The organism is Amycolatopsis sp. SID8362 (assembly GCF_010550475.1).
GTDB lineage: Bacteria > Actinomycetota > Actinomycetes > Mycobacteriales > Pseudonocardiaceae > Amycolatopsis > Amycolatopsis eburnea.
Genome location: NZ_JAAGNB010000587.1, coordinates 1 through 13,175, shown reverse-complemented (window position 1 = coordinate 13,175; position 13,175 = coordinate 1). Strand labels below are relative to the sequence as shown.

Annotated in this window: 18 protein-coding genes; 10 read left to right on the top strand and 8 right to left on the bottom strand. The window is 71.5% G+C overall.

Annotated elements, in window-relative coordinates; all coding sequences use genetic code 11:
- From G3I65_RS18515 to G3I65_RS18505, 3 genes are all read left to right on the top strand, one after another.
- A partial coding sequence (locus tag G3I65_RS18515; protein WP_160697219.1) for an arginase family protein occupies positions 1–631 on the top strand: 631 nt, incomplete at its 5' end.
- Positions 628–1,296, top strand: coding sequence for a dienelactone hydrolase family protein (locus G3I65_RS18510; protein ID WP_160697218.1), 669 nt, complete (start codon positions 628–630; stop codon positions 1,294–1,296). The genes G3I65_RS18515 and G3I65_RS18510, both read left to right, overlap by 4 nt.
- Positions 1,297–1,365: 69 nt before the next feature.
- Positions 1,366–1,827 carry a phage tail protein gene (locus G3I65_RS18505; RefSeq protein ID WP_160697217.1) on the top strand — a complete coding sequence of 154 codons (462 nt, stop codon included), beginning with the start codon at positions 1,366–1,368 and terminating at the stop codon, positions 1,825–1,827.
- A 46-nt stretch (positions 1,828–1,873) separates the two neighbouring features.
- On the opposite strand, the gene infA is transcribed toward G3I65_RS18505, so the two are convergent.
- From infA to G3I65_RS18490, 3 genes are all read right to left on the bottom strand, one after another.
- Positions 1,874–2,095: a translation initiation factor IF-1 gene (gene infA / locus G3I65_RS18500; RefSeq protein WP_086862560.1), complete on the bottom strand. Its 222-nt coding sequence runs from the start codon at positions 2,093–2,095 to the stop codon at positions 1,874–1,876.
- Positions 2,095–2,805, bottom strand: coding sequence for a GNAT family N-acetyltransferase (locus G3I65_RS18495; RefSeq protein ID WP_309235545.1), 711 nt, complete (start codon positions 2,803–2,805; stop codon positions 2,095–2,097). Before G3I65_RS18495 ends, infA begins: the two co-directional genes overlap by 1 nt.
- Before the next feature lie 211 nt (positions 2,806–3,016).
- Complete coding sequence (locus G3I65_RS18490) at positions 3,017–4,411, bottom strand: hypothetical protein (protein ID WP_160697215.1); 1,395 nt, start codon at positions 4,409–4,411, stop codon at positions 3,017–3,019.
- Positions 4,412–4,532: 121 nt separating this feature from the next.
- Here G3I65_RS18490 and G3I65_RS18485 point away from each other — a divergent pair, with 121 nt between their 5' ends.
- Both G3I65_RS18485 and G3I65_RS18480 read left to right on the top strand, forming a co-directional pair.
- Positions 4,533–5,156: a glyoxalase gene (locus G3I65_RS18485; RefSeq protein WP_160697214.1), complete on the top strand. Its 624-nt coding sequence runs from the start codon at positions 4,533–4,535 to the stop codon at positions 5,154–5,156.
- Positions 5,157–5,200: 44 nt separating this feature from the next.
- Entirely contained in the window at positions 5,201–5,992 is a 792-nt protein-coding gene (locus G3I65_RS18480; protein ID WP_309235544.1) for a DNA-formamidopyrimidine glycosylase family protein, read from the top strand.
- Between the two features lie 165 nt (positions 5,993–6,157).
- On the opposite strand, the gene G3I65_RS18475 is transcribed toward G3I65_RS18480, so the two are convergent.
- The gene (locus tag G3I65_RS18475) at positions 6,158–6,640 is read right to left on the bottom strand and encodes a DinB family protein (RefSeq protein WP_309235543.1); all 483 of its coding nucleotides are present in this window, start codon (positions 6,638–6,640) and stop codon (positions 6,158–6,160) included.
- Between the two features lie 85 nt (positions 6,641–6,725).
- Between G3I65_RS18475 and G3I65_RS18470 the strand changes: the two genes are divergently transcribed.
- The gene (locus G3I65_RS18470) at positions 6,726–7,520 is read left to right on the top strand and encodes a PIG-L family deacetylase (protein WP_160697212.1); all 795 of its coding nucleotides are present in this window, start codon (positions 6,726–6,728) and stop codon (positions 7,518–7,520) included.
- A 7-nt stretch (positions 7,521–7,527) separates the two neighbouring features.
- Here G3I65_RS18470 and G3I65_RS18465 read toward each other — a convergent pair whose 3' ends face one another.
- On the bottom strand, positions 7,528–7,926 hold the full coding sequence (locus G3I65_RS18465; RefSeq protein WP_160697211.1) for a RidA family protein: 399 nt from the start codon (positions 7,924–7,926) through the stop codon (positions 7,528–7,530).
- Positions 7,927–7,976: 50 nt separating this feature from the next.
- Between G3I65_RS18465 and mtnA the strand changes: the two genes are divergently transcribed.
- Positions 7,977–8,942: an S-methyl-5-thioribose-1-phosphate isomerase gene (gene mtnA, locus G3I65_RS18460; protein ID WP_160697210.1), complete on the top strand. Its 966-nt coding sequence runs from the start codon at positions 7,977–7,979 to the stop codon at positions 8,940–8,942.
- On the opposite strand, the gene G3I65_RS18455 is transcribed toward mtnA, so the two are convergent.
- Positions 8,939–9,163, bottom strand: a complete 225-nt coding sequence (locus tag G3I65_RS18455; RefSeq protein WP_125313499.1) for a ferredoxin — start codon at positions 9,161–9,163, stop codon at positions 8,939–8,941. The genes mtnA and G3I65_RS18455 overlap by 4 nt on opposite strands.
- The gene (locus G3I65_RS18450) at positions 9,157–10,347 is read right to left on the bottom strand and encodes a cytochrome P450 (RefSeq protein ID WP_160697209.1); all 1,191 of its coding nucleotides are present in this window, start codon (positions 10,345–10,347) and stop codon (positions 9,157–9,159) included. Before G3I65_RS18450 ends, G3I65_RS18455 begins: the two co-directional genes overlap by 7 nt.
- A 175-nt stretch (positions 10,348–10,522) precedes the next feature.
- Between G3I65_RS18450 and G3I65_RS18445 the strand changes: the two genes are divergently transcribed.
- The 3 genes from G3I65_RS18445 to G3I65_RS18435 are packed head-to-tail and all read left to right on the top strand — an operon-like array spanning position 10,523 to position 12,440.
- On the top strand, positions 10,523–11,026 hold the full coding sequence (locus tag G3I65_RS18445; RefSeq protein ID WP_160697208.1) for a PadR family transcriptional regulator: 504 nt from the start codon (positions 10,523–10,525) through the stop codon (positions 11,024–11,026).
- Positions 11,023–12,237 (top strand): cytochrome P450, encoded by a 1,215-nt coding sequence (locus tag G3I65_RS18440; RefSeq protein ID WP_160697207.1) that lies wholly within the window; start codon positions 11,023–11,025, stop codon positions 12,235–12,237. Before G3I65_RS18445 ends, G3I65_RS18440 begins: the two co-directional genes overlap by 4 nt.
- Positions 12,238–12,242: 5 nt before the next feature.
- Positions 12,243–12,440: a ferredoxin gene (locus tag G3I65_RS18435; protein WP_160697206.1), complete on the top strand. Its 198-nt coding sequence runs from the start codon at positions 12,243–12,245 to the stop codon at positions 12,438–12,440.
- A gap of 106 nt (positions 12,441–12,546) precedes the next feature.
- Here the strand turns inward: G3I65_RS18435 and G3I65_RS18430 are convergent.
- Positions 12,547–13,175, bottom strand: a 629-nt coding sequence (locus G3I65_RS18430) for a transposase family protein (protein ID WP_160697205.1), incomplete at its 5' end; no start/stop codon positions are given.

The window sequence follows — 13,175 nt, the reverse complement described above, 5'->3', positions numbered from 1 at the left end:
CGCGCTCGCGGCCCGGATCGCGTCGATCCGCGCCGGCGGCGGCTTCCCGGTGGTGCTGGGCGGCGACTGCTCGATCTCGCTGGGCGCGATGCTGGCGCTGCGCCGGTCCGGCCGCTACGGCATCGCCTACCTCGACGGCCACGACGACTTCCGCCACCTGCCCGCCGCCGAGCACGTCGGCGCGGCGGCGGGCGAGGACCTGGCGATCATGACCGGCCGCGGCGCGGACGACCTCGCCGCCATCGACGGGCTCCGGCCGTACGTCCGCGACGAGGACGTCCTGGTGCTGGGCGTGCGGTCCGCCGAGTCCGCCCAGCTGGCCGCGGCGGGCATCAGCCACGTCACGTCGGAGGCGCTCATGTCCGGCGCCCCGGTGCCGCCGGCGTTCGCGGGCCTGGACGGCTTCTGGGTCCACGTGGACATCGACGTCCTCGACCCCGCGCACGTGTCCGCGGTGGACAGTCCCGACCCCGGCGGCCTCGACCCCTCGACGCTGGTCTCGGTGCTGCGCGAACTGCTGGCGCGGCCGGGCGCGGCGGGCTTCGAGCTGACCGTGTTCGACCCCGACCTCGACCCGGACGGCCACCAGGCCGCACTGGTCGCCGACATCCTGGAAAGGACACTGCGATGACCGACCTCCCGATGTGGCACCCGCCGTCCGGCCGCGGCCCCGGCCTGGTGCTGATCCAGGAGATCTTCGGCCTGGACGACTACCTGCGCTCGGTGGCCGCGGACCTGGCGGCGGCGGGCTACGTGGTGGCGATCCCGGAACTGTTCCGGCGCACGGCACCGGGCTGGTCGTCGACGCACGACGAGGCGGGCGTGGCGGCGTCGATGGAGGTGGCGGCGTCGTTCGACCCGGAACTGGGGCTCGCGGACGTGCTGGAGACGATGGCCCACCTCCGTTCCCTGCCCGAGGTCGAAAGCGGCGTCGGCCTGCTGGGCTTCTGCCTGGGCGGCTCCCTGGCCTTCGCGGCGGCGGCCGAAGGCGACCCGGACACGGCGGTGTCGTTCTACGGCTCGACGGTGGCGGCGTCGATCGCCGAGCTGTCCCGGGTGACGTGCCCGATCCAGTTCCACTTCGGCGGGCAGGACCCGTACATCCCGCGCTCGGACGTGGCGCTCGTGGAGGCGGCGGTGGCCGCGCACCCGGGCGCGGAGATCCACGTGCAGGAGGAGGCCGGCCACGCGTTCCACAACCACGTCGCCCCGATGTTCCACCACCCCGAGGCGGCGGCCCGCGCCTGGACCCTGACGACGGAGTTCCTGCGCCGGACGCTGCCCGGCTCCCGCTGATCTCGCCGTCGGCTCGCGCGTGGTCTACGTTCGTCACCAGCGCATACGCTGACCCAGGAGGAGCACGCCATGCCCCACGCCGTGGACTTCACGACCGTCTCGACGACCGGCCTGGAGTCGTCCCCGGTCGCGCCCGCCCTCGCCGGCCTGCGCGCGAACGAGGCCCGGTACTTCAAGAACAAGTACGACCACGTGTTCACGGTCGAACCCGCGGACGACGCCGAGGCCACGGTCGAGTGGGTGCACCGGATCCTGCGGGAAGAGCGCGGCATCGTCATCGAGTCGCGTCCGCTCGAAGCGACGGCTTTCGAGGTCGAGGGCATCCGGATGGCGTACGTGTTCTACGAGAGCGGCCTGTCGATCAACGTGATGTACACGATCGAGGAGTCCGGGAAGCGCGCGGTGGGGTTCAAGCTGTCGGAGGGGATGGAGGTGCCGGCGGAGCTGGACGGGTTCAAGTTCGCGCGCCAGAAGTCCAAGCTGGCCGGGACGATCCGGGGCTCGTACTTCGTCATCAAGAACGAGTACTGACCGGGACCGCCGTCGCCAGGCCATGAGCCCGGCGACGGCGGGGTACTCAATTCCGGTACCGGAACAGGATCCGCCCCCGGTTCAGGTCATACGGGCTCAGCTCCACCAGCACCCGGTCGAACGGCAGGATCTTGATGTAGTTCTTCCGGATCTTCCCGCTGATGTGCGCGAGCACCTTGTGCCCGTTCTCCAGCTCCACCCGGAAAGTCGCGTCGCGGAGGCACTCCAGCACCGTGCCTTCGACTTCGATCCCTCCCTTGCCGCCCATCAGCGCACCACCAGTTCGACAGTGCTACCCGTTCGACGCGCACCGGTACCGGAGGCCAACGCGATCGCCGCCGGATTGCTTTCGTCGACCTCGAACGAAACGGACTCGATTCCCTTGCGGTACAAGGAATCCAGCACATAGGCCAGCAACGCCCGCCCGATCCCGCGACGCTGCCGCTCGGCGCGGACCGCGATCAGCCCGATGCGGGTCTGGCGCCGCACCGGTCCGAGCCGGACGAGTCCGACGTACGCGCCGGACTCCGAAGCCACGACGTACTTGGTCAAGTCCAAAGTGGCCGGAGCCAGCACCTCGGCGGGCATCGAAGACCACCCGACCGAAGCCGACACCTCCGCGCGGACGGCGTCGTCGAGTGAACGCAGCAGATCTTCGTCCGTCGGCGGGGCGATGGTCACGCCGTGAAGAGAGCCTGGCGAAGTGGGCACGACGTACTCCCACTCACGCCGCCGGGTCGTGAAACCGGCGCGCTCCCACTGGGATTTCAGGCCGCCGTCGGCTTCGTCGACCACCGTGTACAGCGGCCTCGGCAGGGCGGCCAGCATCGCGGACGCGAGGTGCGCGAACTCCGCGACGTGCCACGTGTCGATGCTGAGGAACAGGCGGCCGTCGGGGCGGCGGGACGCTTCGCCGCGGCCGACCACGCGGTCGTCGGACAGGGCGTGCCACTGGTGTTCCGCCACCCGCGTGATCACCACCGCAGGTTCGGAATGCAGAGAATTCATGGGAATGCCTTTCGGGAGTGCTTCTTAGACAGCGCTCCCGGCGGCCCCTGCGTCAGCCGCCAGACCGTGACAACGAGGGGAGCACCCACTGCGATCCAGCGTTCACGGGTCCCACCTCCTCGGGCAAAATCACGGTTCGACGGCAAGCTACCAACCCCGCGCGGCACCGTCCAACGGTTTTTCAGGGGTGCTCGTCCAGCCACCGGCTCGCCGTGCCGATCGGGTCGTGACCGGCGAAGCCTTCGAGCTTGCGGGCGTGGCGGCGCAGGGACTCGGTGATCTCGGCCTCGGTGCGGCCGTGGCGGTCGGCCGCGATCTGCAGGTGGGCCGCGCTCTCCTTGACCTCCCAGGCGAGGTCGGACATCAGGTTGCCGGCCAGCGCCGCCAGTTCCTGCCACGCCGGGAACGGCCCGTCCGTCGTGTCGGACACCCCGAGCTCGGACGAGCGGTACCACGCGGCGCCGCACATCGAGCCCCAGTAGACGAGGTCCGCGCCGTCGTTGATCTGCTTTTCGATCTGCGGCAGCGTGTCGGTGGCGAGGAAGTGCAGCACCTCCAGGTCCACCTTGATCCCGCTGACGTCAACGACCTCGAGCAGCTTCGGCTTCGGCATCGCGAACGACCTCGACCGCCGCGTGACGGTTTCCATCCCGTCCTTGATCTTGCCCTTGATGTCGTCCTCGCAGCCGCGGATCGTCCGCGCCAGCGTCTTCAGCGCCTCCGACGCGCTCGCGATCACCTTTTCGGGCGTACCGCCGGCGAACTCGACCGGCTGCTTGTTCGGCTCGTCACCGGCGTTGAGCAGCGTCTCCAGGGCGGGGAGCGCAGCGCCGACACCGGCCAGGATCGGCTGCGCGGGTGTCGGGAACGCCGCCGCGAGCGCGAACAACGCGGTGATCGTGCCGAGGTCGGCGACGGCCGAGCCGCGGTCCTTCATCGCCTCGAGCATCTTTTCGGCGATGGCGTGGACGTCCTCCCGCGCCTTCGCCCAGATCTCCTTCTCCCCGAGCAGCGTCACGCCGGCGAGCAGCGCCACGGCGTACTGGCCGTGGAGGACCGTCGGCAGCGGGGTGCAGAAGTTCTGGTCGAACGCGAAGATCGTGGCGCCGCGCATGTTCTCGCCGCCGATCTTCTCCTGCAGGTAGCCGACGGTGTCGAGCGCGGCGTTGCCGACCGAGCTGACCCGGTCGGCGGCGCTGGTCAGCGACACCGACCAGGCGGCGTCGCGGACCTGGTCGAGGTAGTCGTCGAAGGCCGCCGGGTCGGGGATCGTGCGCCACGGGCGGAACAGGTCGCGGATGGTGGTCTCGAAGTGGCCGTAGACCAGTGAGCCCGCGTTGCGGCCGGCGCCGTACTCGAAGCCGCCGTAGTAGCCGGGAAAGCCGGCCCCGAGCACCTGGCCGCCCGACGTCCGCGAAGGGCTGCCGGGCGGGGTGATCTGCGTGCCGTCGCCGGCCGGCCACTGTTCGTAGTTGCCGTGGATGTTGAGCCGCCAGCCCCGCGAGGCCATGTAGAACTTGATCGCCTCGTCGATGATCCGCTCGACCATCTCGTCCACCTGCTCCGCGAACCCCATCGCCGTCCTCTCGTGCCGTGCCGGGTCATCCGGACCACGCGCGACTGGGCCGAACGGTTTAGCGCGGACCGGTCAGGAATCGAGAAGCGCCGGCCGGCGGCGCGGACCTAGCGTTACCGGCATGACGAACATCGACACCATCACCCTCGAGGTGGCCGACCCCGCGGCCGCCGAGCGCTTCCACTCCGCCGCCTTCGGGCCCGCCGTCCCGCTGCGCTTCCGCGCCGCGCAGGAACCGTCCACCGGCTTCCGCGGCTTCACCCTTTCCCTCGTCGTCGCCCAGCCCGCCGACGTCGATTCCCTGGTCGGCACGGCCCTCGAGGCCGGCGCGACGACGCTCAAGGCGCCCGCGAAGTCGATGTGGGGCTACGGCGCGGTCGTCCAGTCGCCGGACGGGACGATCTGGAAGATCGCGACGTCGGCGAAGAAGAACACCGGCCCGGCCACCCGCGAATTCGGCCAGGTGGTGCTGCTGCTGGGCGTCGCCGACGTGGCGGCGAGCAAGAAGTTCTACGCCGACCACGGCTTCACCGTCGGCAAGAGCTTCGGCCGGATGTACGTGGAGTTCGAAAGCACGAGCCCGGTCAAGCTGGCGCTGTACCGGCGCAAGGCCCTGGCGAAGGACGCGGGTGTCGCACCCGAGGGCACGGGCTCGCACCGGCTCGCGGTCAACGGCGCGGCCGAGCCGTTCACCGACCCGGACGGCTTCGCGTGGGAGACGACGGCGACGGCCGAGCTGTCCTGAAGCCGGTTCTGCGGACCCCCGCCGCGGTCGGCAGACTGGGTCGCGTGCCGGAACTGCCCGAAGTGGAACTCGCCCGCCAGGTCCTCGCCGGTGCGCTCGGCCGGAAGATCCGGGACGTCGACGACCACGACGACTGGGTCTGCCGTCCGCACGCGCCCGGGGACATCCGGGCCGCGCTGCGGGGCGGGCGGCTGACTGAGGCGCACCGGCGGGGGAAGACCCTGTGGTGTGAAACGGAAACCGGCCGCGGTAAGGCCGGGCCCACCCTCGGCCTGCACCTCGGGATGGCCGGGCAGCTGCGGTTCGCCGGGGAGAGCGGGCCGCCCCGGCGGCGCCAGCGGGACGAGAAACCCGAGTGGTTCCGGTTCGGGATCACCTTCGCCGACGGCGAACAGCTGCGGTTGTTCGACCCTCGGCGACTCGGCCGGGTGCGGCTCGACCCCGATCTCGACGCACTCGGGCCCGACGCCGGCGAAGTGTCGCGGCGGGACTTCCGCGAGCGCGTGGGGCGGGGGCGGGCGCCGCTGAAGGCGCGGCTGCTGGACCAGTCGGTCGTCGCCGGGATCGGGAACCTGCTGGCCGACGAGACCCTCTGGCAGGCCGGGCTGAACCCCGCGCGGCCGGTCGGCGAACTGGACGACGACGAGCTCACCGAACTCCACAAGGCGCTGCGGAAGTCCCTACGCGCGGCGATCAAGCACGGCGGCGTGCATACGGGCGAGCTCATCGGCCACCGCCGCCCCGGCGACCACTGCCCCCGCTGCGGCACCGAGCTGGCGCACGGCACCGTCGGCGGCCGGTCGACCTGGTGGTGCCCGAAGGACCAGGCCGGCTAACGCCCTCGAGCCCCGCGGACGGCGGCCGTCGAGCGCGCCAATGCGGCGTTCGGTGCGCCCAGCGCTGCGGCGCGGAGCGCCTCCGTTGAGGGTGGCGGCGGGGGCATGGATGGAGCACTCAACGCCACTTTGGGGCGCTCGCCCCGGGCGCCACCCGCGCCACGGCTAGCGCGGGCCCAGGCCGGTGCGCCCGTCGAGCAGTTCCCGCGCCACGTCGAGGTGGCCGGCGTGCCGCGCCGTCTCCTCGATCATGTGCAGCACCACCCCGCGCAGGTCGACGATCTCCTCCCCCAACGGCCCCGGGTGCCGCGCTCGCGGGCGCGCGTACAACGGCGTCGCCTCGAACACCTCGTCCGACCGGCGGCACTGCTCGCGGTAGAACCCGAACACCACCTCCGGACGCCGTGGCGTGGTCAGCGGCCGGTGGTCGTCCGGCCAGGGCAGCGGCTCCGCCGTGCCGGTCACGATCTCCTGGAACCAGTGCCGCTCGGCGCACCCCAGGTGCTCCACCATCCCGAGCGCCGTCCAGCCCGACGGCAGGACCTGTCTCGTCAACTCCTCCTCCCCCAGCCCGGCCAAGATCGCCAGGACGCTTTCGCGCTGCGCGCGCAGGAACCCCAGCAGCGTGCTCTTCTCGTCGTCGACCACGATCGGGGACGTTAGCGGCGACCACCGACAAGAACCGCACGGCGGCGAGCGGTTTTTGTCGGACCCTTTCGGTAGCGTCGCGGACATGGCAACACTGGTCACCTTCCACGCCCACCCGGACGACGAGTGCCTCCGCACCGCGGGCGTCATGCGCAAAGCCGTCGAAGACGGGCACCGGGTCGTGCTCGTCGTCGCCACCAAGGGCGAGGTCGGCGAGGTACCCGACGGTTTCCTGGCCGAGGGCGAAAAACTCGAGGACCGGCGGGTCCAGGAGTCGCACGCGGCCGCGGCGATCCTCGGCGTCGAGCGCGTCGAATTCCTCGGCTACCGCGACTCCGGGATGATGGGCGAGCCGACGAACGACGACCCGTCGTGCTTCTGGCGCGCCGACGTCGAAAAGGCGGCCGAGCAGCTCGCGGCGATCCTGCGCGAAGAATCCGCCGACGTCCTCACGGTCTACGACGACAACGGCGACTACGGCCACCCGGACCACATCCAGGTCCACCGCGTCGGCATCCGCGCCGCCGAGCTGGCCGGCACGAGCCGCGTCTTCCAGGCGACGTTCAACCGCGAATTCATGCAGCGCGGCTTCGAAGCGGCGGTCGAGCAGGGCCTGATGCCCCCGGAGGCCGCGCCGAAACCCCCGGAGAACGTCGAGTTCGGCAAACCGGAAGCCGAGATCACGGCGGCGGTCGACGTGGCGAAGTACGCGCCCGTGAAGCGCGCGGCGATGCGCGCGCACCCCAGTCAGATCAGCGAGGAGATGTTCATGCTGGCGATGCCGGACGACGCGTTCGCCTTCGCCTTCGGCACGGAGTGGTTCATCCGGTGGGGACAGGGGCCGGGGATCACGGAAACGGACCTGATGGCCGGTCTCTGAACGGCGGTCAGCCGAGCGCGGCCGTCACGTCCAGCTCCACGAGCTGGCCCGGATACCCGAGCTGGGCGACCCCGAGCAAGGTGCTCGCCGAGCTGAAGGCCGCGCCGATCGGGGACGCCGTCAGCCGCGCCCACACCGCCGAGAGGGTCTCGCGGTCGTCGGTCACCACGTAGATCACCGTGCGCACCACGTCCGCGGGCCCGGCGCCGGCGAACTCCAGCGCGGCCGCCGTGTTGGCGACCACCTGGTCGGTCTGGGCGAGCACGCCGCCTTCGACCACCGAGCCGTCCGCGGCGAGCGGGCACTGGCCGGCCAGGTACACCGTGCGCGTCGCGGTGCTCACCGTCACGTGGTGGTAGCCCGGCGGGGTGTGCAGGCCGGGCGGGTTCTGCCGTTCAATGGTCACAGCCGCATCATCACGGCCGCGGCAACCGGATTTCGCGGGAGGACTGCTTCGTGCGCAGGACCATCGACTGGACGGACGGCGCCATCGTCATCATCGACCAGACGGCGCTGCCCGGCGAGTACCGGCTGCTCGAACTGCGGACGGTCGGCGAGCTCGTCGACGCCATCAAGCGGCTCGCCGTCCGCGGGGCGCCCGCGCTGGGGGCGGCCGGGGCGCTCGGGGTCGCGTTGGCCGCCCGCCTGGGCGGCGACGTCGCAGCGGACGCGGAGCTGATCGCGCACGCGCGCCCGACCGCCGTCAACCTCGCCTGGGGTGTCCGGCGGGCGCTCGCCAAGCTCGATCAGGGTCCCGACGCCGTCCTCGCCGAGGCGCGGGCCCTGCTGACCGAGGACGAAGAACTCAACAAGACCGCGTCCGCGCACGCCGCCGAAATCGTGCTCGCCGAGTGCCCGCGCCGCCCTCTGCGACTGTTGAGCCATTGCAACGCCGGGCACCTCGCGACCGTCGGCTGGGGCAGCGCGCTCGGCGTCGTCTGGCACCTGCACGAACGCGGGCTCGTCGAAGAGGTGCTCGTCGACGAGACGCGCCCGCTGCTGCAAGGCGCCCGGCTGACGGCGTGGGAGCTGGCGCAGGCCGGCGTCCCCCACCGCGTCCAGCCCGACAGCGCCGCCGCGGCCGCCATGGCGCGCGGGATGGTCGACTGCGTGCTCGTCGGCGCCGACCGGATCGCGGCGAACGGCGACGTCGCCAACAAGATCGGCACCTACGGCCTGGCGCTCGCCGCGCGGCACCACGGCGTCCCGTTCGTCGTGGTGGCCCCTTCGTCCACTGTGGACGAGCAGCTCGCGGACGGCGCGGGCATCACCATCGAAGAACGCGACGCCCGCGAGCTCACCGAGTACGCCGGGGTGCCGGTCGCGCCGCCGGGCACCGAGGTGTTCAACCCCGCCTTCGACGTCACCCCGTTCGGCCTGATCACGGCGGTGGTGACCGAACGGGGGCGCCTGGCACCCTAGGGCCGCGGGCCGATCTCGCGGCCGCCGTCGGTCACCGTGATCGCCATCGCCGGGCACGAATCCGCCGCGTCGAGCACCGTTTCGTCGCCGTCGACCGACGACGTCACCGTGTGCGCGACGGCGCCGTCGAGCGCGAACACCTCCGGCATCAGGGCGGCGCACATCCCCGACCCGATGCAGGTGTGTTCGTCGATCCGCACGTCCCAGCTCATGCTCACCATCCGATCGGCATCGACCGCGGTCCGCGGACGAGCATCTGCGTCTTCCACACGATATCGCCGGCCAGGTGCAGGCCCGGCATCTCGGTGACCAACGCGCGCAGCGCCTCCTGCAGTTCCAGCCGGGCGAGCGGGGCGCCGAGGCAGTGGTGGACGCCGTGGCCGAAACCGAGGTGGTGGTTGTCGCCGCGGTCGAAGCGCAGCTTCTCGGCGTCGTCGAACTGCAGGCCGTCGCGGTTGGCCGCGCCGACCGCGACCAGCACCGGCTCCCCCGCGCGCACGAGCACCCCGCCGACCTCGACGTCTTCGGTGGCGTAGCGCGCGAACCCGGCGCCGGCGCCGAGCGGCACGAACCGCAGCAGCTCCTCGACGGCGGCCGGGATCAGGTCCGGGTCGGCGACCAGCCGGTCCCAGTGCTCGTGCTGGTCCTGCAGCGCGTAGACGAAGTTGGGGATCTGGCTCGCGGTCGTCTCGTGGCCGGCGACGAGGATGCCGACGCAGAGGTCGACGAGCTCCAGCTCGGTCAGCCGGTCGCGCACGTCGCGGGCCTCGATCAGCGCCGTCATCAGGTCGTCCTGCGGCGCGGTGCGGTGCTCGGCGATCAGGCCGCGCATGTAGTCGCGCAGCTCTTCGCGGTTGCGCTCGAACTCCTCGGGCGTGAGCCCGCTGGTGGACAGCGCGGCGTCGCTCCACACGCGGAACTTCGGCCGGTCGGCGACCGGGACGCCGAGCAGCTCGCAGATCACCGCGACCGGGATGGGCAGCGCGTAGGCGTCGACGAGGTCGGCGGGCGCGCCGGCCGCCTTCATGTCCGCGATCAGCTCCGAAGCCAGCGAAGCGACGCGCGGCCGCAGCAGCTCGACGCGGCGCATGGTGAACGCCTTCGCGACCAGCGTCCGCAGCCGCGTGTGGTCCGGCGGGTCCATCTGCAGGATCCCGCCGTCCCGCTGCACGGGCATGCGCCGCGGCGCGTCCTTCTCCTTCTCCATCGCCCGCGAAAACCGGCGGTCGCCCAGCACGAGCCGGGCGTCGGCGTACCGGGTGGCCAGCCACGCCGGCTCCCCGTAGGTCATCTTCACCCGGACCATGCCCTCGGCTTCCCGAGCGGCCGCGTACGCCTCGTTGAGGTCGAGGCCCGCCTCCTCGTTGAAGGGGTACGAGAGCGGCTCGGTGTGGGTGACTGTCATGCGGAACCCCCGTGCTCCAGATTTGTAAGCAGCTGCTTACAACGCTACACAGGACGAGGACTCACGTCGAGCGCCGATCCGGCCACTCCGCGTCACGACGGTAACGGAAAGTTTCCGTCCACATGTCACCGTGAGCCATTGCTGGGTCACCGAAGACTAGGTTACGGTGACCTAGGTGTGGATCGAGATCCTCCTGCTGTCGAAGCTGGCCCGCGAACCGATGCACGGCTACGAACTACGCAAAGCCGTCGAGGCGTCGACCGGGCACACCTTGTCGAACAACTCGCTGTACCCCACGCTTCGGCGTTTCGTCGACGCCGGTGCGGTGAGCCGCAGCGCCGAGGAGCAGGAGGCCAAGCCGCCGCGGCACGTCTACACGATCACCGACGTCGGGCGGGAGCTGCTGCACGACATGCTCGCGGACTTCCCGCCGGAACTGGCGCTCGGCCAGGAGGAGTTCCTGGCGCGCGTCGGGAACTTCGGGTGGCTCGGCCCGGACGAACGGGCGCGGGTGCTCGAGGTCCGGGAACGGGCGCTGACCGCCGAGCGCGACCGGCTCACCGAGCTCGCCGCCGGGCAGGCCGATCCGTGGAGCCGGGCCGCGCTGCGGCACGTGCTCTCGCGGTTCGACGCCGAACTCCGCTGGCTTTCCGATCTGAACCCCAGGAGCGACGCATGACCACCACCGAACAGACGCCCCGGCTCCCCTTCGCCCGCGGCAACGCGCTCGAGATCGCCCCCGACTACGAGGCGCTCCGGCGGCAGGCGCCGGTGAGCCGCGTGCTCACCCCCGCCGGCGATCCCGCCTGGCTCATCACCTCCTACGAAGAGGCCAAGGAAGTCTTCCGCGACAAGCGGTTCGGGCGCTCGCACCCGGCGCCGGAGCAGGCGTCGCGGATCTCCTACGCCGCCGTGCAGAACGGGCCGAGCGGGGACTTCGAAAGTGAAGAGCGCGAGCACAAGCGGATGCGCCGGATGCTGGCGCCCGCCTTCTCCGCGCCGCGCATGCGCGCCCTCGGCGACCGGATCGCCGAGCTGACCGACCGCTGCCTCGACGACCTGGCGGCCGCCCGCGCCGCCGCCCCGGACACGCCGGTCGACCTCACCGACTTCCTCGCGTTCCCCTTGCCTGTGCTGGTGATCTGCGAGCTGCTCGGCGTGCCCTACGGGGACCGCGAGCACTTCCGCGGCCTGTCCGAGCGGATCGCCATGATGGACGGCGGCGAAGACGCCCAGGCCGCGATGACCGAGTTCAAGGCGTACATGACGAAGCTGGCCGAGGCGAAGCGCGCGGACCCGCAGCCCGACGTCATCTCCGACATGGTCGCCGTGCAGGCCGACGACCCGACGTTCACCGACGACGACCTCGCGCGGATGGGCGCCGGGCTGCTGTTCGCCGGCCACGAGACGACGTCGACACGGATCGCGATGGGCACGCTGTTCCTGCTCACCGACACCGCCCGCCGCGACCGGTTCGCCGCCGACCCCGAGGGGCAGGTGGCGCAGACCGTCGAGGAGATCCTGCGGCTGACCGCCACCAGCGGCACCGGCCTGCTCCGGTACGCGCACGAAGACGTCGAGGTCGCTGGCACCCGGATCGCCCGCGGCGACGCCGTCCTCATCTCCAGCGACGCCGCCAACCGCGACGCGGCCGTGTTCGCCGACCCCGACGAGTTCGACCCGGACCGCACGCCGAACGTGCACCTCGCCTTCGGCACCGGCGCGCACGTCTGCATCGGCGCCAACCTGGCCCGCACCGAGCTGCGGACGGTGTTCCCGAAGCTGTTCCGGCGTTTCCCGGGTCTGCGGCTCGCGGTCGGGATCGACGAGATCCCGGTCCGCACCAACCGCGTGGCCGGCGGCGTCGAGCGCGTCCCGGTGGAGTGGTGAACCCGGTGAAGATCACCGCCGACACCGGCAGCTGTGTCGCATCCGGACAGTGCGTCCTGCTCGCGCCGTCGACGTTCGACCAGGACGAGGAGACCGGCACGGTCGTGCTGCTCGCCGAGCAACCGGCGGCGGGCGAGGAGGACGCGGTCCGGCAGGCCGAGCTGACCTGCCCAGCCGCCGCGATCCGGCTCACCGGCGCGTAGGGCGACCGCACGGACGTCCGGGTTGCCGCTCGGGCCGAGCGCCCCAATGGGGTTGTTTCATCGTGGTTTGTGCTGGTCAGGATGGGTTGACCGGTCCTGGTAATGCTCAGGCTTCTCCTGACCGGGCAGTGTCGCGGACGCTGTGCTCGTGCTGGGTGAGCACGAGCAGGGCGCGCAGCAGAGTGGTGGCGTGGCGGGTGTCGAGGCGGAGTTTGTCCAGGATGTGCCAGTGTTTGAGGGCGGCGAAGCCGCCCTCAACCGCGCACCGCATCGCCGCGAACACCGCATTCGCCTGCTTCTGCGCCTTGGTCAGCGGCCGGCGGGCTTCGGCTTTGTAGGGAGTGAGCACGATCTGCTCGCACGGTCCCTCACAGTCCGGGCATTCGCGGGTGGTGCGGACGTCTTTGTGCCAGCCGTGGAAGCCTTTGTCCCCGGCCGGGGTCAGGCCGTGGGCGTGCAGGTGCTGGCGGATCCGCAGCCGGCGGGCGGCGGTGATGTCGGCCGTCTTGCCCGGCAACGCCGCCGACACCCACAACAACCGGCCGGTCTCGTCGGTCAGGGCGAGCACGACCAGGCCGTGATGTCTGTGTTTGCCGTTGTAGTTGGCCCGGTTGGCTTTGCCGGTGCGGCGGCGGGTCCGGATCAGGGTGCCGTCCACCAGCACCACCGCCGCGGCCCGGGCGGCCTGGCGTCGCAGGACCCGGTTCAGGCGGGCGGCGCGGACGGCGAGCAGGG